A 14,702-nucleotide genomic window follows, 5' to 3' on the forward strand; every position below is an offset into this window, starting at 1 on the left:
TGGCACCTGTCAGAAGAGCTGGCCGTGGATCATCGCGAGATGATCGGCGACGGGGCCGAGCGCGAGCGCGGGCAGGAAGGTGAGTCCGCCGACGATCAGGATGATCCCGATCAACAGGCTGACCCACAGCGCGCCCGTGGTTGGGAACGATCCGACCGATTCGGGATGATGGCGCTTCGCCGCGAGGCTGCCGGCGATGGCAAGCGCAGGCACGATCACGAAGAAGCGGCCGAGCCACATCGCGGCGCCGAGCAGGCCGTTGTAAAAGGGCGTAGCGGCGCCGAGCCCGGCAAAGGCGGAACCGTTGTTGGCCGCAGCCGAGGTGAACGCATAGAGGATCTCGCTGAAGCCATGCGGACCGCGGTTCAGCGGACCGGCCAGCCCCTGCGGCAGCACGGCGGCAAGCGCGGTGAAGCCGAGGATGCACAGCGGCAGCACCCCGATCGCCAGCACCGCGAACTTCACTTCGCGCGCCTCGATCTTCTTGCCGGCATATTCCGGTGTGCGGCCGACCATCAAGCCGGCGACGAACACCGCCAGGACCGCGAACAGCAGGAAGCCGTAGAGCCCGGCCCCCACGCCGCCGACAATCACCTCGCCCAGCTGCATATTGAACAGCGGGATCATGCCGCCCAGCGCGGTGAAGCTGTCGTGCATCGCATTGACCGCGCCGCACGACGCATCGGTGGTGACGGTCGCGAACAGCGCCGACGCCGCGATGCCGAAGCGAACTTCCTTGCCCTCCATGTTGCCGCCGGCGACACCCAGCTGGTGCAGCACGGGATTGCCTGCCGCTTCCTGCCAATAGGCGATCGATGTGCCCGCAAGGAACAGCAGCAGCATCGCGGCCAAGATCGTCCGGCCCTGGCGGGCATTGCCCGTCGCCCGTCCGAACACCAGCGGTAGCCCGGCGCCGATCGCGAAGATCGAGAGCATTTCGACGAAGTTGGTCAGCGCGTTCGGGTTCTCGAACGGATGCGCCGAATTGGCGTTGAAGAAGCCCCCGCCATTGGTGCCGAGCATCTTGATCGCCTCCTGCGAGGCGACCGGGCCAAGCGCGATCGACTGGCGCGCGCCTTCGAGCGTGGTGACATTCACCATCGACGCAAAGGTCTGCGGCACGCCGTTGGCGATCAGGAAGATCGCATAGAGCAGGCAGGCGGGCAGCAGCACATAGAGCACCACGCGCGTGAGATCGGCCCAGAAATTGCCGATCCCGCTGGCGTCGCGGCGTGCAAATCCCCGGATCAGCGCAAACGCGACCGCGATGCCGGTGGCGGCCGAGAGGAAATTGTGGATCGTCAGCCCCAGCATCTGGCTGAGGTTCGAAAGCGTCGCCTCGCCTGAATACCATTGCCAGTTGGTGTTGGTCGTGAAGCTGATCGCGACGTTCAGCGCCCCATCCGGCGACAGTCCGGGAAGTCCACGCGGGTTGAGCGGCAACAGATTCTGGAAGCGCAGCACCAGATAGGTGAACAGCAGCGTCGCCACCTGGAAGCACAGCAGATGCAGCGCATAGCGCCGCCAGCCCTGATCCACCGCCGGATCGACTCCGGCGAGGCGATAGAAGCCGCGTTCGATCGGCCCCAGCACAAGGTGAAGGGGTGTGCGGCGCCCTTCATAAACGGCGTAGAGCCAGGCGCCCATCGGCGGCGCCAGCGCGACGATGATGGCGGTGAAGGCGAGGATCAGCGCCCATCCCTGAACGGTCATCATGCGATCCGATCAAAAACGTTCGGGCCGGACGAGCACGGCCACGAGATAGATGAGGAGCCCCACACCTGTGAGGCCGGCGAGCAGCAGCGAAGGCGTCACGATCGCGCCCTCACGCTTCGTCGCAGAGGCGGACATAGGCGAGCGTGAGCAGGACCAGCCCGCCCAGCACGCCCAGCCAAAGCAGGTCGGTCATCGAACAATCTCCAGAAACGAACGGGGCCGCCGCGCGTGGGCGCCATCGGCGCCAGGGATCGGTGGCGCGGCTAGGCGGATGGTGGCTGAAACAGCCCTGCGCCCTCTGCCAGCAGCGCGCTGCCGGAGGTGCAGGCGGCAGCGGCAAGTGCGGCGATCGTCAGCGCGGGCGGCGTGATGCCGGATTGGGCCATGCGGTGGAGCCACCAGAAGCCGGCGATGGCGAGCGCCAACAGTCCGACCCCGGTCAGGCGCAGCCCGACGGCCGCCGCCTGGCCGAAGCGCCGCTTGCGCGATCGATGCATCGTGTTTCCTTCCGCTCGACATCACAAAGGATGTGGCGGAACCGGCCGTAAAGCTTCCACGGCGGAGTCACGCCGCGGCATAAAGAACGCATAAAATCCGGCTGCCCGCCTGACCGGCAGGCTCCCCGGGTCAAAGCCCCAGCTGTTCGCGATCAACCGTCGCGGCGATCAGTTCGGCGCGGGCGGCCGACCGGCGATACTCGGCATCCAGCCTCCGCAATCTCGCATCCGCCGCCGACTCCTCGCGAAGGTTGACGACCAGGAAGTCGCTGGCGCCAAGCTGGAACCTGCGCCGCTCGGCCTCGGCCATGCGTTCGGCAAGTGCGGCCTCGTCCCCGGCCAGTTGCATCAGCTGGTCGGCTGCCTCGACCTGAATGGCGATGCCGTTGACCTCGACCAGGATCTGATCCTCGATCAGCTTGCGCCTGAGCGCCAGTCCGGTCGCTTCCGCGCGCGCTTCGGCAATGCGGCCGCGTGCCGAGCGCCGTTCGAGCGGCAGCGAAAAGCGTAAGCCGATAATCCCCTCGGCCGGCGTCCGAGAGCTGCCGCCCAGACCCACCGGGCCGACATCCTTCGCCGCCTCCGCACGAAGATCGAGGCGCGGGAGCAGATCATTCTCGGCGAGCTGGCGCTTTGCCTCGGTCTGGCCAAGCCGAACCATGATCGCTTCAAGGTCGGGGCGCTTGATCTGGCGGGCGAGATCGGGGGTCAGCGGCGGCAGGCGCAGATTGGGAAATTCGTCGGGCAGCCGATCGCTGGACGGGACCACCGGTTCGCCATTCTCGTCACGCAGGAAGAAGGACAGCGCGTTGGCCGCGCTCGCCAGTTCCTGCTCGGCGCGGACCAGCAGCGTCTGGCGACGGACGATGTTCTGGCGGTTCTCGGTGGCCAGGATGTCAGGCCGCGCGCCGAGGGTGACCTGACGCTCGATCGAGGACTGGCGCGCCGTCGCCAGCGACAGAAGGTTGCGATAGACGCCGACCCGCAGACCTGCGACGACCCAGGTCTGGTAGGCATCGACGGCGCGGCGCTGAATGCCGATCGCCACCATTTCGCGGTCCAGCCGGGCCAGCGTAATATCGCCGTCGGCAATGCCGCGCTTCGCCCGGCGCTCGTCGATCAGCCGGTCGCGCATCAGCGAGAAGACCGCACCCACCTTCACCTCGCCCAGCCGATTGGTGAACGCCTTGTCCTCATAGACCGGAAAATTGCCGCGGCTGAGGCGGTATCCGCCATAGAGGTTCCCGCCATTGGTCTCGAGGGGGCGGCTCACCTTCCCCTCGACGACCGTGCCGTCATAATAGCCGAGCAGCCGCGACTGGGCGTCGCCCTCGAACACGAGGTCGAAAGCGCCGTCCGCCGACAGGCGCCGCCCCTGCGCCTGGGCCTCGCGCGTCATCGCCTCCAGGATCGCCGGCGCGTGCGTGGCGGAGGCGCGAAGCACCTCGTCGAGCGACAGCACCTGCGCGGTTGCCGCCACCGGCAGGAACAGCGCGACAAGCCCCACCAGCCAGCGGATCACTTCGCCTTCTCCGCAGACGTGGCCGTGGAAGAAGCGCTGGCGCTCGGACCCTTGGTCGTTTCGCTGCCCGGCCGGCGGAACTCGAGCGGGAAGTCGTTGAGCTGGCGCCACAGTTCGTAGCCCACCGTCACCGTCTCCATCTGCACCCAGCCGCGCACCTTGGCGCCGAGCCGGACGAAATTGGTGTCAGGCCAGGCCGGCTTGCCGGGCATCGGCTCGACGAGCACGCGGAACAGGCCGGTTGCCTGCGCCGAAGGATCGGCCGAGCGGACGCGCCCGTCGAACATGCCCTGCGCGATCGACGGCCAGCCGCTGAACTGGATTGCCGGCCAGCCCTCGAACTCGAGCCGCACGCGCTGGCCGGGCCGGATCAGGGCGACATCGCGACCATCGACCATCAGCTCGACGACGCGTACCGATGCTTCGGGCGCGATCGTCGCAAGCTGCGCGCCCGCACTCACCAGCGTCCCTGCCGCCGCCATGTTCAGCGACTGGATACGGCCGTCGCGCGGGGCGACCACGGTTTGCGCCGACTGGCGGTTCAGCGCGACGTCGACCCGCGACAGTTTCGCACGCACCTCCGCCAGCTTGGCACGGTGATCGGCGACCTTGATCTGCGCGGCTTCATAGTCGCGCCGCGCCGCCAGCCCTTCGGCAAGCAATTGCCGTGAACGGCCGACATCGATCTGCGCCACCGACAGGGCGTTTTCGGCCGCGACGATCTCGGCCGCCACCTGCGCACGTTCGGCTGCAAGCCGCGCGAGCAGATCGGGATCATTATCGACAATCCGGGCGATCGGTTCGCCGCGCTTCACCAGATCGCCGTCATTGACATACCAGGTTTCGACCCGCCCCGGGACGAGCGCGGTCACGGTCTGCACGCGCTCGTCGGGATTAAGCGCTACCACCTGGCCGGTGCCGGCGGCGGTCTGCACCCAGGGCACGGTGAATAGGATCACCGCGACGATGGCGATAGCGATGGCCAGCATCCAGGCCAGCACGCGTGTCGTGCGCGGCGGGCGAAGCCGGTCGAGCGTACGGAAATGCGCGATATGTTCAGGCCGGAAGGGCATTGGAACCTCCCTCGCCGCGCGCCAGTGCAAGCAGTTCGGCCTCGTCGGCGCACCGCCGCTGCTCGGTACCGCCGAGCCACAGCCGGCCATCGCGCGCCAGCCCCTGCGGCCGGCGGGTGAATTGCAGCACCGTCACCCCGTTCTCGCGCAGCACGGCGAGCGCGGCGTCGACACGATCGGGCGGCAACAGGTCATAGAGCGCCGACAGTACCAATACGCGCGGCCGGGCGAGCAGCGCCGCCGCGAGCTTCAGCGCCATCAATTCGCCAACCGATAGCGGCCAGCCCGAGCTCGATACGATCGTGTCGAGCCCGCCGGGCAGGCCACCTACGCGTTCGGCCAGACCCACCGTTTCGAGCGCAGTCACCATATTGCCCAGTTCACCCGACGCCGCGAGGCGCAGATAGTCGCGGATCGACATGTCGACGAAGCTCGGCCGGTCGAACACCATGATTTCGGCGCGCACGCGGTACATGTCGAACCCGCCGATATCGCTGCCGCCGATCAGCACCAGGCCGCGCGCGGGCTGCTCATGCCGCTTGAGCAGCAGGGTCAGCGCGCGATCGACGCCGGGGGCGGCAACGACCGCGAGTTGCTCCCCGCTCGCAACCGCGAAGTCGAAGCGGTGGCCGTCAAATTCGACGCCCTGAAGCCGGATCGCCCCGTCGGTGGGGCCTTCGCCGGTGCGCTGCATCGTCTCCTGCGGGATCGCCCAGAACAGCGACAGTTCCTCCAGCCCGGCGGCAAGTTCGTAAAAGGCTTCCAGATAGGGGCCGAACTGGGCGATGCCGTAGAACACGCCCGACAGGATCAGCTCGGCCGCGACAAGCTGGCCGATCGACAGCTGGCCCTGGATGATCAGCCAGCCGCCCAGCGCGAGCAGCGTCGCGCTGGCCAGCGCATAGGTGAGCAACAGACCCACCGTTTGCGCCAGCGTGTAGCGGAAGTGGCGGGCATGGGTTGCGACATAGTCGGCGGTCATCGCCTCCGATCGGTCCATCGCGTAATCGAGGTGCCTGCTCGACTTGTAGAAGCCGTTCGACCCGCCGACGCTTTCGAGCCATTGGGCCACGCCATGCTTGACGTGGCTGCGCGCCACCGCGGTGCGGATCGCGCCCGATGCACCCAGCTGCCAGATCAGGAACAGCGTGAGCACCAGCACGCCGTTGAAGGCGAGGAAGAAGGGGTGGTAGAAAGAGGTGACGATCAGGCCGACCGCGCCCTGAAGGACGATGGTGAAGCCGCCGACGAGCAGGCTCGGCATCGCCTTCTGCACCGTCATCATGTCGAAGAATCGGTTGAACAGGTCGCCGCGCCGCGCATCGGCGAAGAACGGGTTCTGGGCGTGGACCGCGCGCAGCGTAATCTCCGCGACGATACGGGCGAACAGCCGCCGCTCGAACATATCCATCAGATGGATGCGGAACACCGCGAGCACGCCCGCGATCAGCAGCAGTACGAACAGGATCGCGGCCAGGGTGAAGAGCGGCGTCGGCAGCGCTGTGTTCGCCACCGAGTTGATCAGCAGCTGCACCGAAATCGGCGTTGCGAGCGACAGCAGCGAAATCGCCACGCCATAGATGATCGCCAGCCGCACGAACCCGGCATCGGGCGCGAGCACAAGCGCAATCCACGATCGCAAAGCCCGGAGCCCCGGGCGGGTATCCGCCATTATCGTCACCTCTCAAGCCGAGGTACGCGAGATGCGCACGGCACCACATCGCCGCAACCGCAGCGCCACTATAGTATAGATAGGAATGTCCTATAAAGCTGCGAGTTCGCGCAATTGCCCGGCGAGCGTGAGAAAGGCGTTCGCCCGTCCGGCGCCGGTCCGCCAGACCAAGCCAACCTCGCGATACTGCCGCCCGCCGGCAAAGGGGCGGACGATCACGTCGTCGCCCCGCACTTCCTGTCGCACGTAAAGCTCGGGCAACAGCGCCAGCCCCATCCCCATGCCCGCCATCTGGCGGATCGCATCAAGGCTGGTGCCTTCATAATCGCGCAGCACATGCGCACCGGCAGCTTCGGCCAGCGCGACGATCTGGTCGCTCATCCGGTATTGCGGCTGGAGCGTCAGCAGCCCCCGCCCGGCGAGATCGGCGGTGGTGATCGCCTCGCGGTTGCGCAGCGGATCGTCCGCCGCCATCGCCACGGCGAGTGGATCGCGAAACAGCCGCTCGACATGAAAGCGCGCGTCGTCGACGGGAAGCTGAACGAGGATCACGTCATGCGCGCCGTCCGCCAGTTCCTCGACCAGCGCACTCGGCAGCCCTTCGCGAACATGGACGCGCAGGCTCGGGCTGCCGGCATGGAGCCGCGCGACCAGCGGCGGCAAAAGATATGGCCCCAGCGTCGGCGATACGCCGAGCCGGATCGTACCGGTAAGCGCGTCGCCACGACGATCGGCCAGCGCGTCGAACGCGGCGACCTCCGCCAGCACGCGCCGTGCGGCCGCCACCGCGTCGCGACCGAGCGGCGTCAATATCGCCTTGCCGCCGCGTTCGACCACGCGCCCGCCTAGCACCGTCTCGACCTGCTGGATCTGCTGCGAGAAGGAGGGCTGCGACACGCCGACGGCGGCGGCTCCGCGCGTAAAGCTGCCATGATCGGCCAGCGCGACGAGATAACGAAGCTGGCGAAGAGTCAATTGCATGAGCCGCCTGACTGGCTTTGGGGAACATCGGTCGGTGCGGCCTCGGTCGTGCAAACGCCTTGCAGGGGCATCAACGCCGTCTCGAGGACGTCCGATCAGGATAGGGCACGATCCGAGCGTCCGGCAACAGCCGTCCTGTCGCCGCCCCCGCCACCGCCTCTACGCGCGCGGTTTCGTGAAAGCCGCTTTCATGCACCACGGCTCGTCGCATCGCCCCTTTCAATTCGCGGCGCGCTCCCCAGTTGAGGCGAAAGGGAGAGGAGCAGCCATGACGTCGCGACCGGCCATGATCGCGCCAGAGGTGATCGATTGCATCGCCAACGGCCGCCAGCCGCGGGTCGACGAGCTCTATCGTGTGGCCGGCCACATCTGGGCCGACCTTCATCCCGGCGAATCCGCCTTTTCCTGGGGCGATGCCAGCGACAACAGTTCCGAGCGACTGATCACGCTAAGGGTCGCGCAAGCTGCGCTCGTCGGGAGCGGCAAGCGTTAGGCGCCAGCTTCCAACCGATCGGCCAAGTTTCGCTGATAAATTGAAGGGCGGCTGGTGGAGCTGAGGGGAATCGAACCCCTGACCTCTGCAGTGCGATTGCACTCTGCGCTTTGGAAAATGACGGATTTCTGCCGTTCAAGCCACATAGATCGGCGGAACAGCCTAAGAACATCGATCGATTGCGATACCAGCGCGATACCAAGTCGACCTAGGAAGTCCAGGCTGCCGATCGGCGCCCGCCATCCAGGGATCGGGCGATCTTCAACGCCGAGGCGATCAGAGCTAAAGCGCTTTCTTAGTTTCGACAGGTGGGCGTGCCCATCTTTTCGCAAGTGCTATTGCTTCCCAAGCCAGATGCACGATGCTTGCCCCTCCTCAGCAAACACGGGCAACTCGCATTGGCTAGATTGTAGCACGCGGGGAAAGTGTGACCCGAATGACCATCCCGTGATTTCAAAGACTTAGGACCAAACCAAAAAGCAAACCGAGACCAAACCGGATCACGACCATAAACGGTGATTTGCTTCAAAAATAATATCCTTTGTTTACAGTTAGGTAATCCCGAGAGGGGGCGTTCGGTTTGCTCTAGTCAGCCTGTCACTGCGACCGAAAAAGAATCATATTTACAGATCCTTAGCCCCTCTCAGGCGAAGTCGGTTTGCCCGGTCACACTTTCCCCGCGAGCTATACCCTTCCGCTAGCCAGTTCTACGCGCTTTCCACTGAACCAGCGGGCCGTCTCTGGCACCGCCGGAGGTGCATCAAATTGCATCACGCGAGCGGGCCCGCCCTCTCAGGGCGGCCCTCAGGGGTGGCTCAGTGCATCAAAAGGGATACGAAAAGCGGGCGGGCGAGGCGGGGGGAAAAGCGCGCGCTTCGTCTTAAGAACAGGGATCTCCGTTCCTGTCGCAGACTGCTCTGAAGAAAGAGTACAAGATGTCGCATGGTTGGCGATTCGCCGGAGGGTTTGACGACTGTGGATACATCCGATCTTGCCGCACGCCTGGACTTGGCCTCCCATATCCAGTCCGCGCTGGCCATTTGCGACGACATCGGAGAAGGCCAAGTCGCCTGTCACCTTCAGCTCGCGCTGGACACGCTACTAGATCGCTACGAGCTGCCGACTTCCGGCGAGGGCGAATCGCACGGCTTATCGCCGGATGGCCGAGATGGGCTCTGAGAGCCTGATCAGGCCAGCTGCTCCGTTGCCGCGCCTGGACGAACACGCCACCTCGATCGCGATCGATCAGCTGAACGAAAGGCACAAGGCATGCCTGCGCCTGGTCGGCAAAGGGATGACATCCAAAGAGATCGCGCAAAACACCGGCCTCTCACCCTCGTCGGTGGACACCTACATCAAGCACGCGATGGCGCGATTGGGAGCGTCGAACCGCCGGGAAGCAGCAAGGATGTTCGGCCATTTCGAAGCATCCCAAAAATTAGGATCACCATCGGAGCCCGTTGCTCCCCTGCCCGCAATGCCCGCACAACCGTCGGTGTCGGAACCGCCGGAACGCAGGAACCTGCTTCAGCTTCCTCCGCTCGGCGGCACCGTCAACGACCTTTCGGCACTGCAGAAATCGGCTCGGATTATCCAGGTCGTCATCGTTGGAACAACGGTCGCGCTGGCGGTGATCCTGCTGATCGCAGGGGTGCTGAAAGTCGTTCGATAGAGCGATAAACCTTGAACGGCGCGTCGACGCGCGCCTGGGAGATGCAAAGATGCTGAACTTCCATCCTGGAGCTGGTGCTATCGTTGCCGCGGATTCGAAAAGCGCCGTGCAAGCGGTCGACGACGCCTTGCTGAGCACCGTGCGCATGTACGCATCGGTTCTCGAAACGACCAAGGGGTCCAATCTGCCCGCCAGCCAAAGCCAAAGGCTGTTCGCATCCCTCACCGCCAGCCTCAGCCAGGTCGTGTCCGGTCGCGCGGAAATGGTGTCCACGCTTCGCCTGCTCACGCACATCAAGGGCCAGAGCAACTTCGCGGTCGAAGATTTCGGCTGCCCGGACGGCTGGGTGCCCTCCAATCCTCTGACCACGGCCGAAACGGTTCCGGCCTGATCCGGGCCGTTTCCGCGCAAATCGCCGCCGTCCAGTGAAGAACGCCCAGCGTTGATTACACTGCTTTTCTGGCTCCTTACCGGTCTATCCTGCGGCTACGCAGGGTTGCAGGGTGGGCGCGACGGCCGGCGAGCGGCGGTGATGATCGTCGCCGCCGCCATATTGACGATACCAGCCTCCCGGATTGGCGCACATTTCGGCCGCGCAGAACCGGCGGTTTTCGCGGTCGATCTGTGCCTGCTCGCCGGCCTCTACCTGCTTTCGCTCGTCAGCCGGCGCTGGTGGCCAATCTGGGCGACGGGTTTTCACAGCCTCGCCGTCCTCTCGCATATGAGCGCCGGGCTCGTTTCCGGCTTCGTGGCGGACGTCTATTTCGCGGCAGCCTCATGCTGGGCCATCCCGACGCTGGTCAGCATCGTCGCCGGGATCTGGCTGGACAGGCGGGCCGATCTCTTACCGGATTGAGCCTGATGACAGATGTTATCGAACAGGAACTGGCGGAGATCACAGCCCTCGTCAGGATGCTGTCGGACCGCGCGCATATCGCCGTTCGCCGGCTCGAATTGACCGACGAGCGGGAGGAATTGGCCACCCGGTCCGACATGGAACTGGCACGGCTCGCTCGGCGCTATCTGCGCGCCCGCCGCCGCCGGGAAGTGCTGTTCTGTCGCGAACTCTTTGCGGACCCCGCATGGGATATGCTGATCGATCTCTTCGCCGCGGAAGTCGAAGGGCAGCGCGTTTCCGTCACCAGCGTATGCGCGGCCTCAGCTGTACCACCCACCACGGCGCTCCGTTGGCTTTCAAGGCTGGAGGAAGAACAGTTGGTCTTTCGAATGTCGGATCCCAATGACCAACGGCGCACCTTTGTCTATCTGAACCCGTCGGCCTTCTCCAAAATTCGCAACTGGCTCGACGCGTCGCTCTGAAATTCGGGACACCATCCCGGTGATTCCCGGGTTGCGTCATGTTCTTTATATGTTCTAATTCCCGTCCCGCCGACATCGGCGACTCGAAATCAACGGGAGCTTGAGCATGGAGCACGATCTCCAGCTGCGCGCGGCCGCACGCGCAATCTATGACGCCTGCTACCCGAGCGAGGATTGGGCACCGCTCGGCTTTGATGAGGCGGAACGGTTCAGAACCATCCATTATCGCCAGGCCGTAGGCGCGGCGCAGCGCGCCCGGACGGTGCTGAACGACCGCTCGGTCCAGCCGACGCTCTTCGTCGAGCACGCGCACCGCTGAAGCCCGACAATGGATCCGATCGAAAGGACGAACTGGCTGGCGCATCGCTGGCCGATCGAGCTCGAAACCTACGATTATGGCGGTTGGCTGATCCATGTCGGCCGGGTCGAGGGCTACCGCCTCGGCCAAAGCAATTCGGCGGAAGCGTACGAGAAGTGGCGGTCCTCACAGCGTCCGATCTGCCTCGCCCGCTTCATCGCCGGCCGCCGCGAGCTGCACCCGCCGGTCGTGCTCGTCGTCGCCAACAACTATCGGCTCGGTCGAATCCCACCCGAACTATGGTGCGGCTATGACGCAACGTTGCTCCAGGACGAGCCGGCGGCGACGTTGCTCTCCGCCAAGGCCCGCGCGATGTTCCCCGCCTGGCCCGGCGTCCTTCTGCGTGTCGTGCCGCAGGCGCAGCTCGCCTCGCTCGATCTCCAACGCGCGCCGGATGCCATGCGACCCCGTTTGCGCCTGGTCGGCTGATGGCGCGCTACGATCGGGATGGTGGCCAGATGCCGCGCACCCTGTTCGAGGCCGCGGCCTTCCACCGCACCGTGCAGGCGACCTGCACCGGCTGCGGGCACGTCGCGGGTTTCCACGCCGCCGCGCTCTGGCGACTATTTCAACGGAAACAATGGTCGGACGTGCTGGCGGATGCCGGCCGCCGCCTTCGCTGCTCCCGATGCGGGCAACGCGGCACCACGATCGAATTGACGCGCGACGCGCCCACCATCACCAGCCTGCCGCTCCCGAGCGACATCGAATGGCGGCGAGCGGTGAGCAGGTTCCGCGCCTAAATCAGCGCCGGAGCCACCTCCCCTCCCCGTCGCTTCACCCAGGGTTCGTCGGTGCGATCGATCATAATCAGGTCGCTCGGGAAACAGCGCGCCTGCAAGGCGAGTACATCGTCGAAATCGCCATGCATCCACTGATCATAGTCGTCGCGGTGCAACAACACCGGCATCCGATCATGCACCGGGCGGATCGCATCGTTGCAGTCGGTCATCACGCCCGAATAAACCGGTCCCCACTCGGCGCTATCGCGCCACAACCCGGCCCAGGCGAAGATCGGCTCGTCCTTCAGGCTGAACCACGTCCGCGTCTTCGCGCCTTTCACTCCCTCGGCCTCGGCAAAGCCGGTCAGCGGAATCAAGCACCGCCATTCCGGCTTTCGCGCCAACCCGAGCCACATTGGCTTCCTCAGATCGGCAATATTATTTACCGGCTTGGCCTTCGCGGACGGGCTCATCGTCTTCAGCCGCAGCGGAAAGCCCCAGATCATCGTCTGGACAACCCGCAAGCCGTCTATCTCCCGAACCACCGCCCCCGGATACCCGGGGTAAACTTCAGCCCCCGCATTCGAAGGCGAAGCCTCGACGGCGCCAAACAGCGCGGCAACTTCGGCAGGCGACGCCTTCAGCCGGTACAAATTGCACATGCGCGCTTACCCCCCCGACGTAAAACCGCGAAATCAAACATCAGCTCTAAAGCGGTGGCCAACTTGCACAATTCATGCGAACCGACAACGCGACGTACCATCCGGCTACCCATCCCCGCCGTGTCATTCGGTACCGGTATATGAAACCTCAAGATGGCGACTTTTATTATTCTCCTTCTACCAATCTGGTAGCGGATTTTTCTCCCTCGCAATCAAACAGGCGTCGGTGAACTGCCTGCTTATCTCAGAAATATCAGTTCCGGGCGGATAATTGGGCATGTCATCGATTGATAATGCTAAACAAGCCCACCGCGCCCAAGGCGCTTTAAATCGATAGAATTTTTGGCTTGGCGAACCCACCATCCATGAGGCGCGAACCTCACCTTGATGAGAGTAGCGCACATCTTTTAAGAACTCCTCTTGAACGTATTCGTGAGCGCCGATGTCCCTACCGCGATACTGGACAGATTGTACGTGACGAAACTCTACTCCTTCAGTTAATTTCGCCTTGGAGAAGGCATCAGTCAATAAATGAAAGAAAACGAAAGGCTCGGTTATAAGCAAAGCTGCATCATAGGATGCATCAAAATCCCTACAAAGGTCTCGATGAAGTATCTTTGACAGGCAAAATATCGCATAGTTATGACAGACATTTGTAGAATAGACAAGGTTTCCACTACACCCTGGCCCAAACCAACCCGGGTCTGAATAACCGGCCTGTAAATATTCTCTAATATTATTGTCTGTTATAATTTGCCTGCTTATGCCCTCACTATCGTCGCCAATCCGCGTCCCAAATGTCTCCTCATCATAAGATCGGACCGTCCCGATCTGTATCGTGCCATCCTCGAAGAATCTCTTTATGTGCTCTCGATTTCCATACTTCACTAAAGTGAACATCACCACTTCTCCATTATGCGGGACATATCGACAATAGGGAAATAACAATAATTCACAATATACGACTAGACGGTATCTGATCCACCATCCATCGATTTCACAAATTCAAAGTTTAATAGCAAATCTCAAAGCCAACCGACCACCGCCGAAGCGATGGCCATCCCCACCCCAAAAAGGGAAAGGATGGCCACCACCACGAACTCGATCTCGATCAGCTTCGGTCTGCGCGGGCGCATGCCCCAACGTCGCGCTCGATCGCGAAATTCGCAATCAGCAATTCGCCCGCCTTCGATGCATTGCCCTTGCCCACGGTGTAGGTCGTCTCGACCTCCGCCATGCGGAAGCTGCCAAACACCTCACGCACACCCGGCGTGTCATTCAACGACAGCAGGAACCTGCCCTTGATCCCGGCGAGCTGGGCCGCCATCCGCTCGAAATCCTCGCGAGCGAAAACGTCCTGGCCATAATCGGTCTCGCATCCCCAATAAGGCGGATCGAGATAGAACAGCCCCCCGGCCCGATCATACCGATCGATGAACGCGGTATAGCTCAGCTGCTCGATCACCACGCCCGCAAGCCGCTCATGGATGTCGGCGAGCACCGGCTCCAGCTTGGCGATATTGAACCGCGCACCCTGCGTTGTATCGACGCCAAAGGTCCGCCCGTTCACGCGCCCGCCGAACGCCAGCCGCTGCAGATACAGGAACCGCGCCGCACGCTGCAGATCGGTCAACCGCTCGGGCGGCATCGCCTTCAGCCGTTCGAACTCGGCCCGGCTTGCCACGCGAAAGCGCAGCATATCGATCAGATACGGATAATGCTCCTGCAGCACCCGGAAAAAGGTGGCAACGTCGCCGCTGACATCGTTGATCACCTCCGCCTTCGGCCGCCGCCGCCGCCGCAGGAAAATGCCGCCCATGCCGACGAACGGCTCGGCATAGAGCTGATGATCCAGCTGATCGATAATGCGGACGATTCGGCCGGCCAGGTTGCGCTTGCCGCCAATATAGCCCGCGGCCGGCGCCACCGGCGAAACTGCGATAGACATGTAGGAAATCACCCTCTTCTGGAATGCCCGCCGGGCGCGCCCGGTGCGGGATGGCCGATGCGGCCG

General features: G+C 63.8%; 19 protein-coding genes. 9 read left to right on the forward strand and 10 right to left on the reverse strand.

What is annotated here, in order from left to right; translation table 11 throughout:
• Positions 1–9: 9 nt before the first annotated feature.
• The 7 genes from kdpA to ACX40Y_RS00330 all read right to left on the reverse strand — a co-directional run bounded on the left by kdpA (position 10) and on the right by ACX40Y_RS00330 (position 7,461).
• Complete coding sequence (gene kdpA, locus ACX40Y_RS00300; protein ID WP_459117531.1) at positions 10–1,713, reverse strand: potassium-transporting ATPase subunit KdpA; 1,704 nt, start codon at positions 1,711–1,713, stop codon at positions 10–12.
• 12 nt (positions 1,714–1,725) lie between these two features.
• Positions 1,726–1,815 carry a K(+)-transporting ATPase subunit F gene (gene kdpF, locus ACX40Y_RS00305; protein WP_459117532.1) on the reverse strand — a complete coding sequence of 30 codons (90 nt, stop codon included), beginning with the start codon at positions 1,813–1,815 and terminating at the stop codon, positions 1,726–1,728.
• Positions 1,816–1,979: 164 nt separating this feature from the next.
• Positions 1,980–2,213, reverse strand: a complete 234-nt coding sequence (locus ACX40Y_RS00310) for a hypothetical protein (RefSeq protein WP_459117533.1) — start codon at positions 2,211–2,213, stop codon at positions 1,980–1,982.
• A 130-nt stretch (positions 2,214–2,343) separates the two neighbouring features.
• Entirely contained in the window at positions 2,344–3,735 is a 1,392-nt protein-coding gene (locus ACX40Y_RS00315; RefSeq protein WP_459117534.1) for a TolC family protein, read from the reverse strand.
• Entirely contained in the window at positions 3,732–4,808 is a 1,077-nt protein-coding gene (locus ACX40Y_RS00320) for an efflux RND transporter periplasmic adaptor subunit (RefSeq protein WP_459117535.1), read from the reverse strand. Before ACX40Y_RS00320 ends, ACX40Y_RS00315 begins: the two co-directional genes overlap by 4 nt.
• Positions 4,792–6,480 (reverse strand): ABC transporter transmembrane domain-containing protein, encoded by a 1,689-nt coding sequence (locus tag ACX40Y_RS00325; RefSeq protein WP_459117536.1) that lies wholly within the window; start codon positions 6,478–6,480, stop codon positions 4,792–4,794. The genes ACX40Y_RS00320 and ACX40Y_RS00325 overlap by 17 nt, the downstream gene beginning before the upstream one ends.
• 90 nt (positions 6,481–6,570) lie before the next feature.
• Complete coding sequence (locus ACX40Y_RS00330; RefSeq protein WP_459117537.1) at positions 6,571–7,461, reverse strand: hydrogen peroxide-inducible genes activator; 891 nt, start codon at positions 7,459–7,461, stop codon at positions 6,571–6,573.
• 268 nt (positions 7,462–7,729) lie between these two features.
• Here ACX40Y_RS00330 and ACX40Y_RS00335 point away from each other — a divergent pair, with 268 nt between their 5' ends.
• The 9 genes from ACX40Y_RS00335 (at position 7,730) to ACX40Y_RS00375 (ending at position 12,047) form a co-directional block, all read left to right on the forward strand.
• Positions 7,730–7,954 (forward strand): hypothetical protein, encoded by a 225-nt coding sequence (locus tag ACX40Y_RS00335; protein WP_459117538.1) that lies wholly within the window; start codon positions 7,730–7,732, stop codon positions 7,952–7,954.
• A gap of 942 nt (positions 7,955–8,896) precedes the next feature.
• The gene (locus tag ACX40Y_RS00340) at positions 8,897–9,133 is read left to right on the forward strand and encodes a hypothetical protein (protein WP_459117539.1); all 237 of its coding nucleotides are present in this window, start codon (positions 8,897–8,899) and stop codon (positions 9,131–9,133) included.
• Positions 9,114–9,626, forward strand: a complete 513-nt coding sequence (locus ACX40Y_RS00345; protein ID WP_459117540.1) for a helix-turn-helix domain-containing protein — start codon at positions 9,114–9,116, stop codon at positions 9,624–9,626. Before ACX40Y_RS00340 ends, ACX40Y_RS00345 begins: the two co-directional genes overlap by 20 nt.
• 49 nt (positions 9,627–9,675) lie before the next feature.
• Positions 9,676–10,017, forward strand: a complete 342-nt coding sequence (locus ACX40Y_RS00350) for a hypothetical protein (protein ID WP_459117541.1) — start codon at positions 9,676–9,678, stop codon at positions 10,015–10,017.
• A gap of 141 nt (positions 10,018–10,158) precedes the next feature.
• The gene (locus ACX40Y_RS00355; protein ID WP_459117542.1) at positions 10,159–10,482 is read left to right on the forward strand and encodes a hypothetical protein; all 324 of its coding nucleotides are present in this window, start codon (positions 10,159–10,161) and stop codon (positions 10,480–10,482) included.
• Positions 10,483–10,487: 5 nt separating this feature from the next.
• On the forward strand, positions 10,488–10,946 hold the full coding sequence (locus ACX40Y_RS00360; RefSeq protein WP_459117543.1) for a hypothetical protein: 459 nt from the start codon (positions 10,488–10,490) through the stop codon (positions 10,944–10,946).
• A gap of 106 nt (positions 10,947–11,052) precedes the next feature.
• On the forward strand, positions 11,053–11,265 hold the full coding sequence (locus tag ACX40Y_RS00365; protein ID WP_459117544.1) for a hypothetical protein: 213 nt from the start codon (positions 11,053–11,055) through the stop codon (positions 11,263–11,265).
• A 9-nt stretch (positions 11,266–11,274) separates the two neighbouring features.
• Complete coding sequence (locus ACX40Y_RS00370) at positions 11,275–11,733, forward strand: hypothetical protein (RefSeq protein WP_459117545.1); 459 nt, start codon at positions 11,275–11,277, stop codon at positions 11,731–11,733.
• Entirely contained in the window at positions 11,733–12,047 is a 315-nt protein-coding gene (locus ACX40Y_RS00375; protein WP_459117546.1) for a hypothetical protein, read from the forward strand. Before ACX40Y_RS00370 ends, ACX40Y_RS00375 begins: the two co-directional genes overlap by 1 nt.
• Here ACX40Y_RS00375 and ACX40Y_RS00380 read toward each other — a convergent pair.
• The 3 genes from ACX40Y_RS00380 to ACX40Y_RS00390 all read right to left on the reverse strand — a co-directional run bounded on the left by ACX40Y_RS00380 (position 12,044) and on the right by ACX40Y_RS00390 (position 14,636).
• Positions 12,044–12,688, reverse strand: a complete 645-nt coding sequence (locus ACX40Y_RS00380) for an SOS response-associated peptidase (protein ID WP_459117547.1) — start codon at positions 12,686–12,688, stop codon at positions 12,044–12,046. The genes ACX40Y_RS00375 and ACX40Y_RS00380 overlap by 4 nt on opposite strands.
• Before the next feature lie 177 nt (positions 12,689–12,865).
• Positions 12,866–13,588: a hypothetical protein gene (locus tag ACX40Y_RS00385; protein WP_459117548.1), complete on the reverse strand. Its 723-nt coding sequence runs from the start codon at positions 13,586–13,588 to the stop codon at positions 12,866–12,868.
• A gap of 211 nt (positions 13,589–13,799) precedes the next feature.
• Positions 13,800–14,636, reverse strand: coding sequence for a DNA adenine methylase (locus ACX40Y_RS00390; RefSeq protein ID WP_459117549.1), 837 nt, complete (start codon positions 14,634–14,636; stop codon positions 13,800–13,802).
• Positions 14,637–14,702: the final 66 nt, after the last annotated feature.

The sequence above is a fragment of the Sphingomonas sp. RS6 genome (assembly GCF_054489705.1).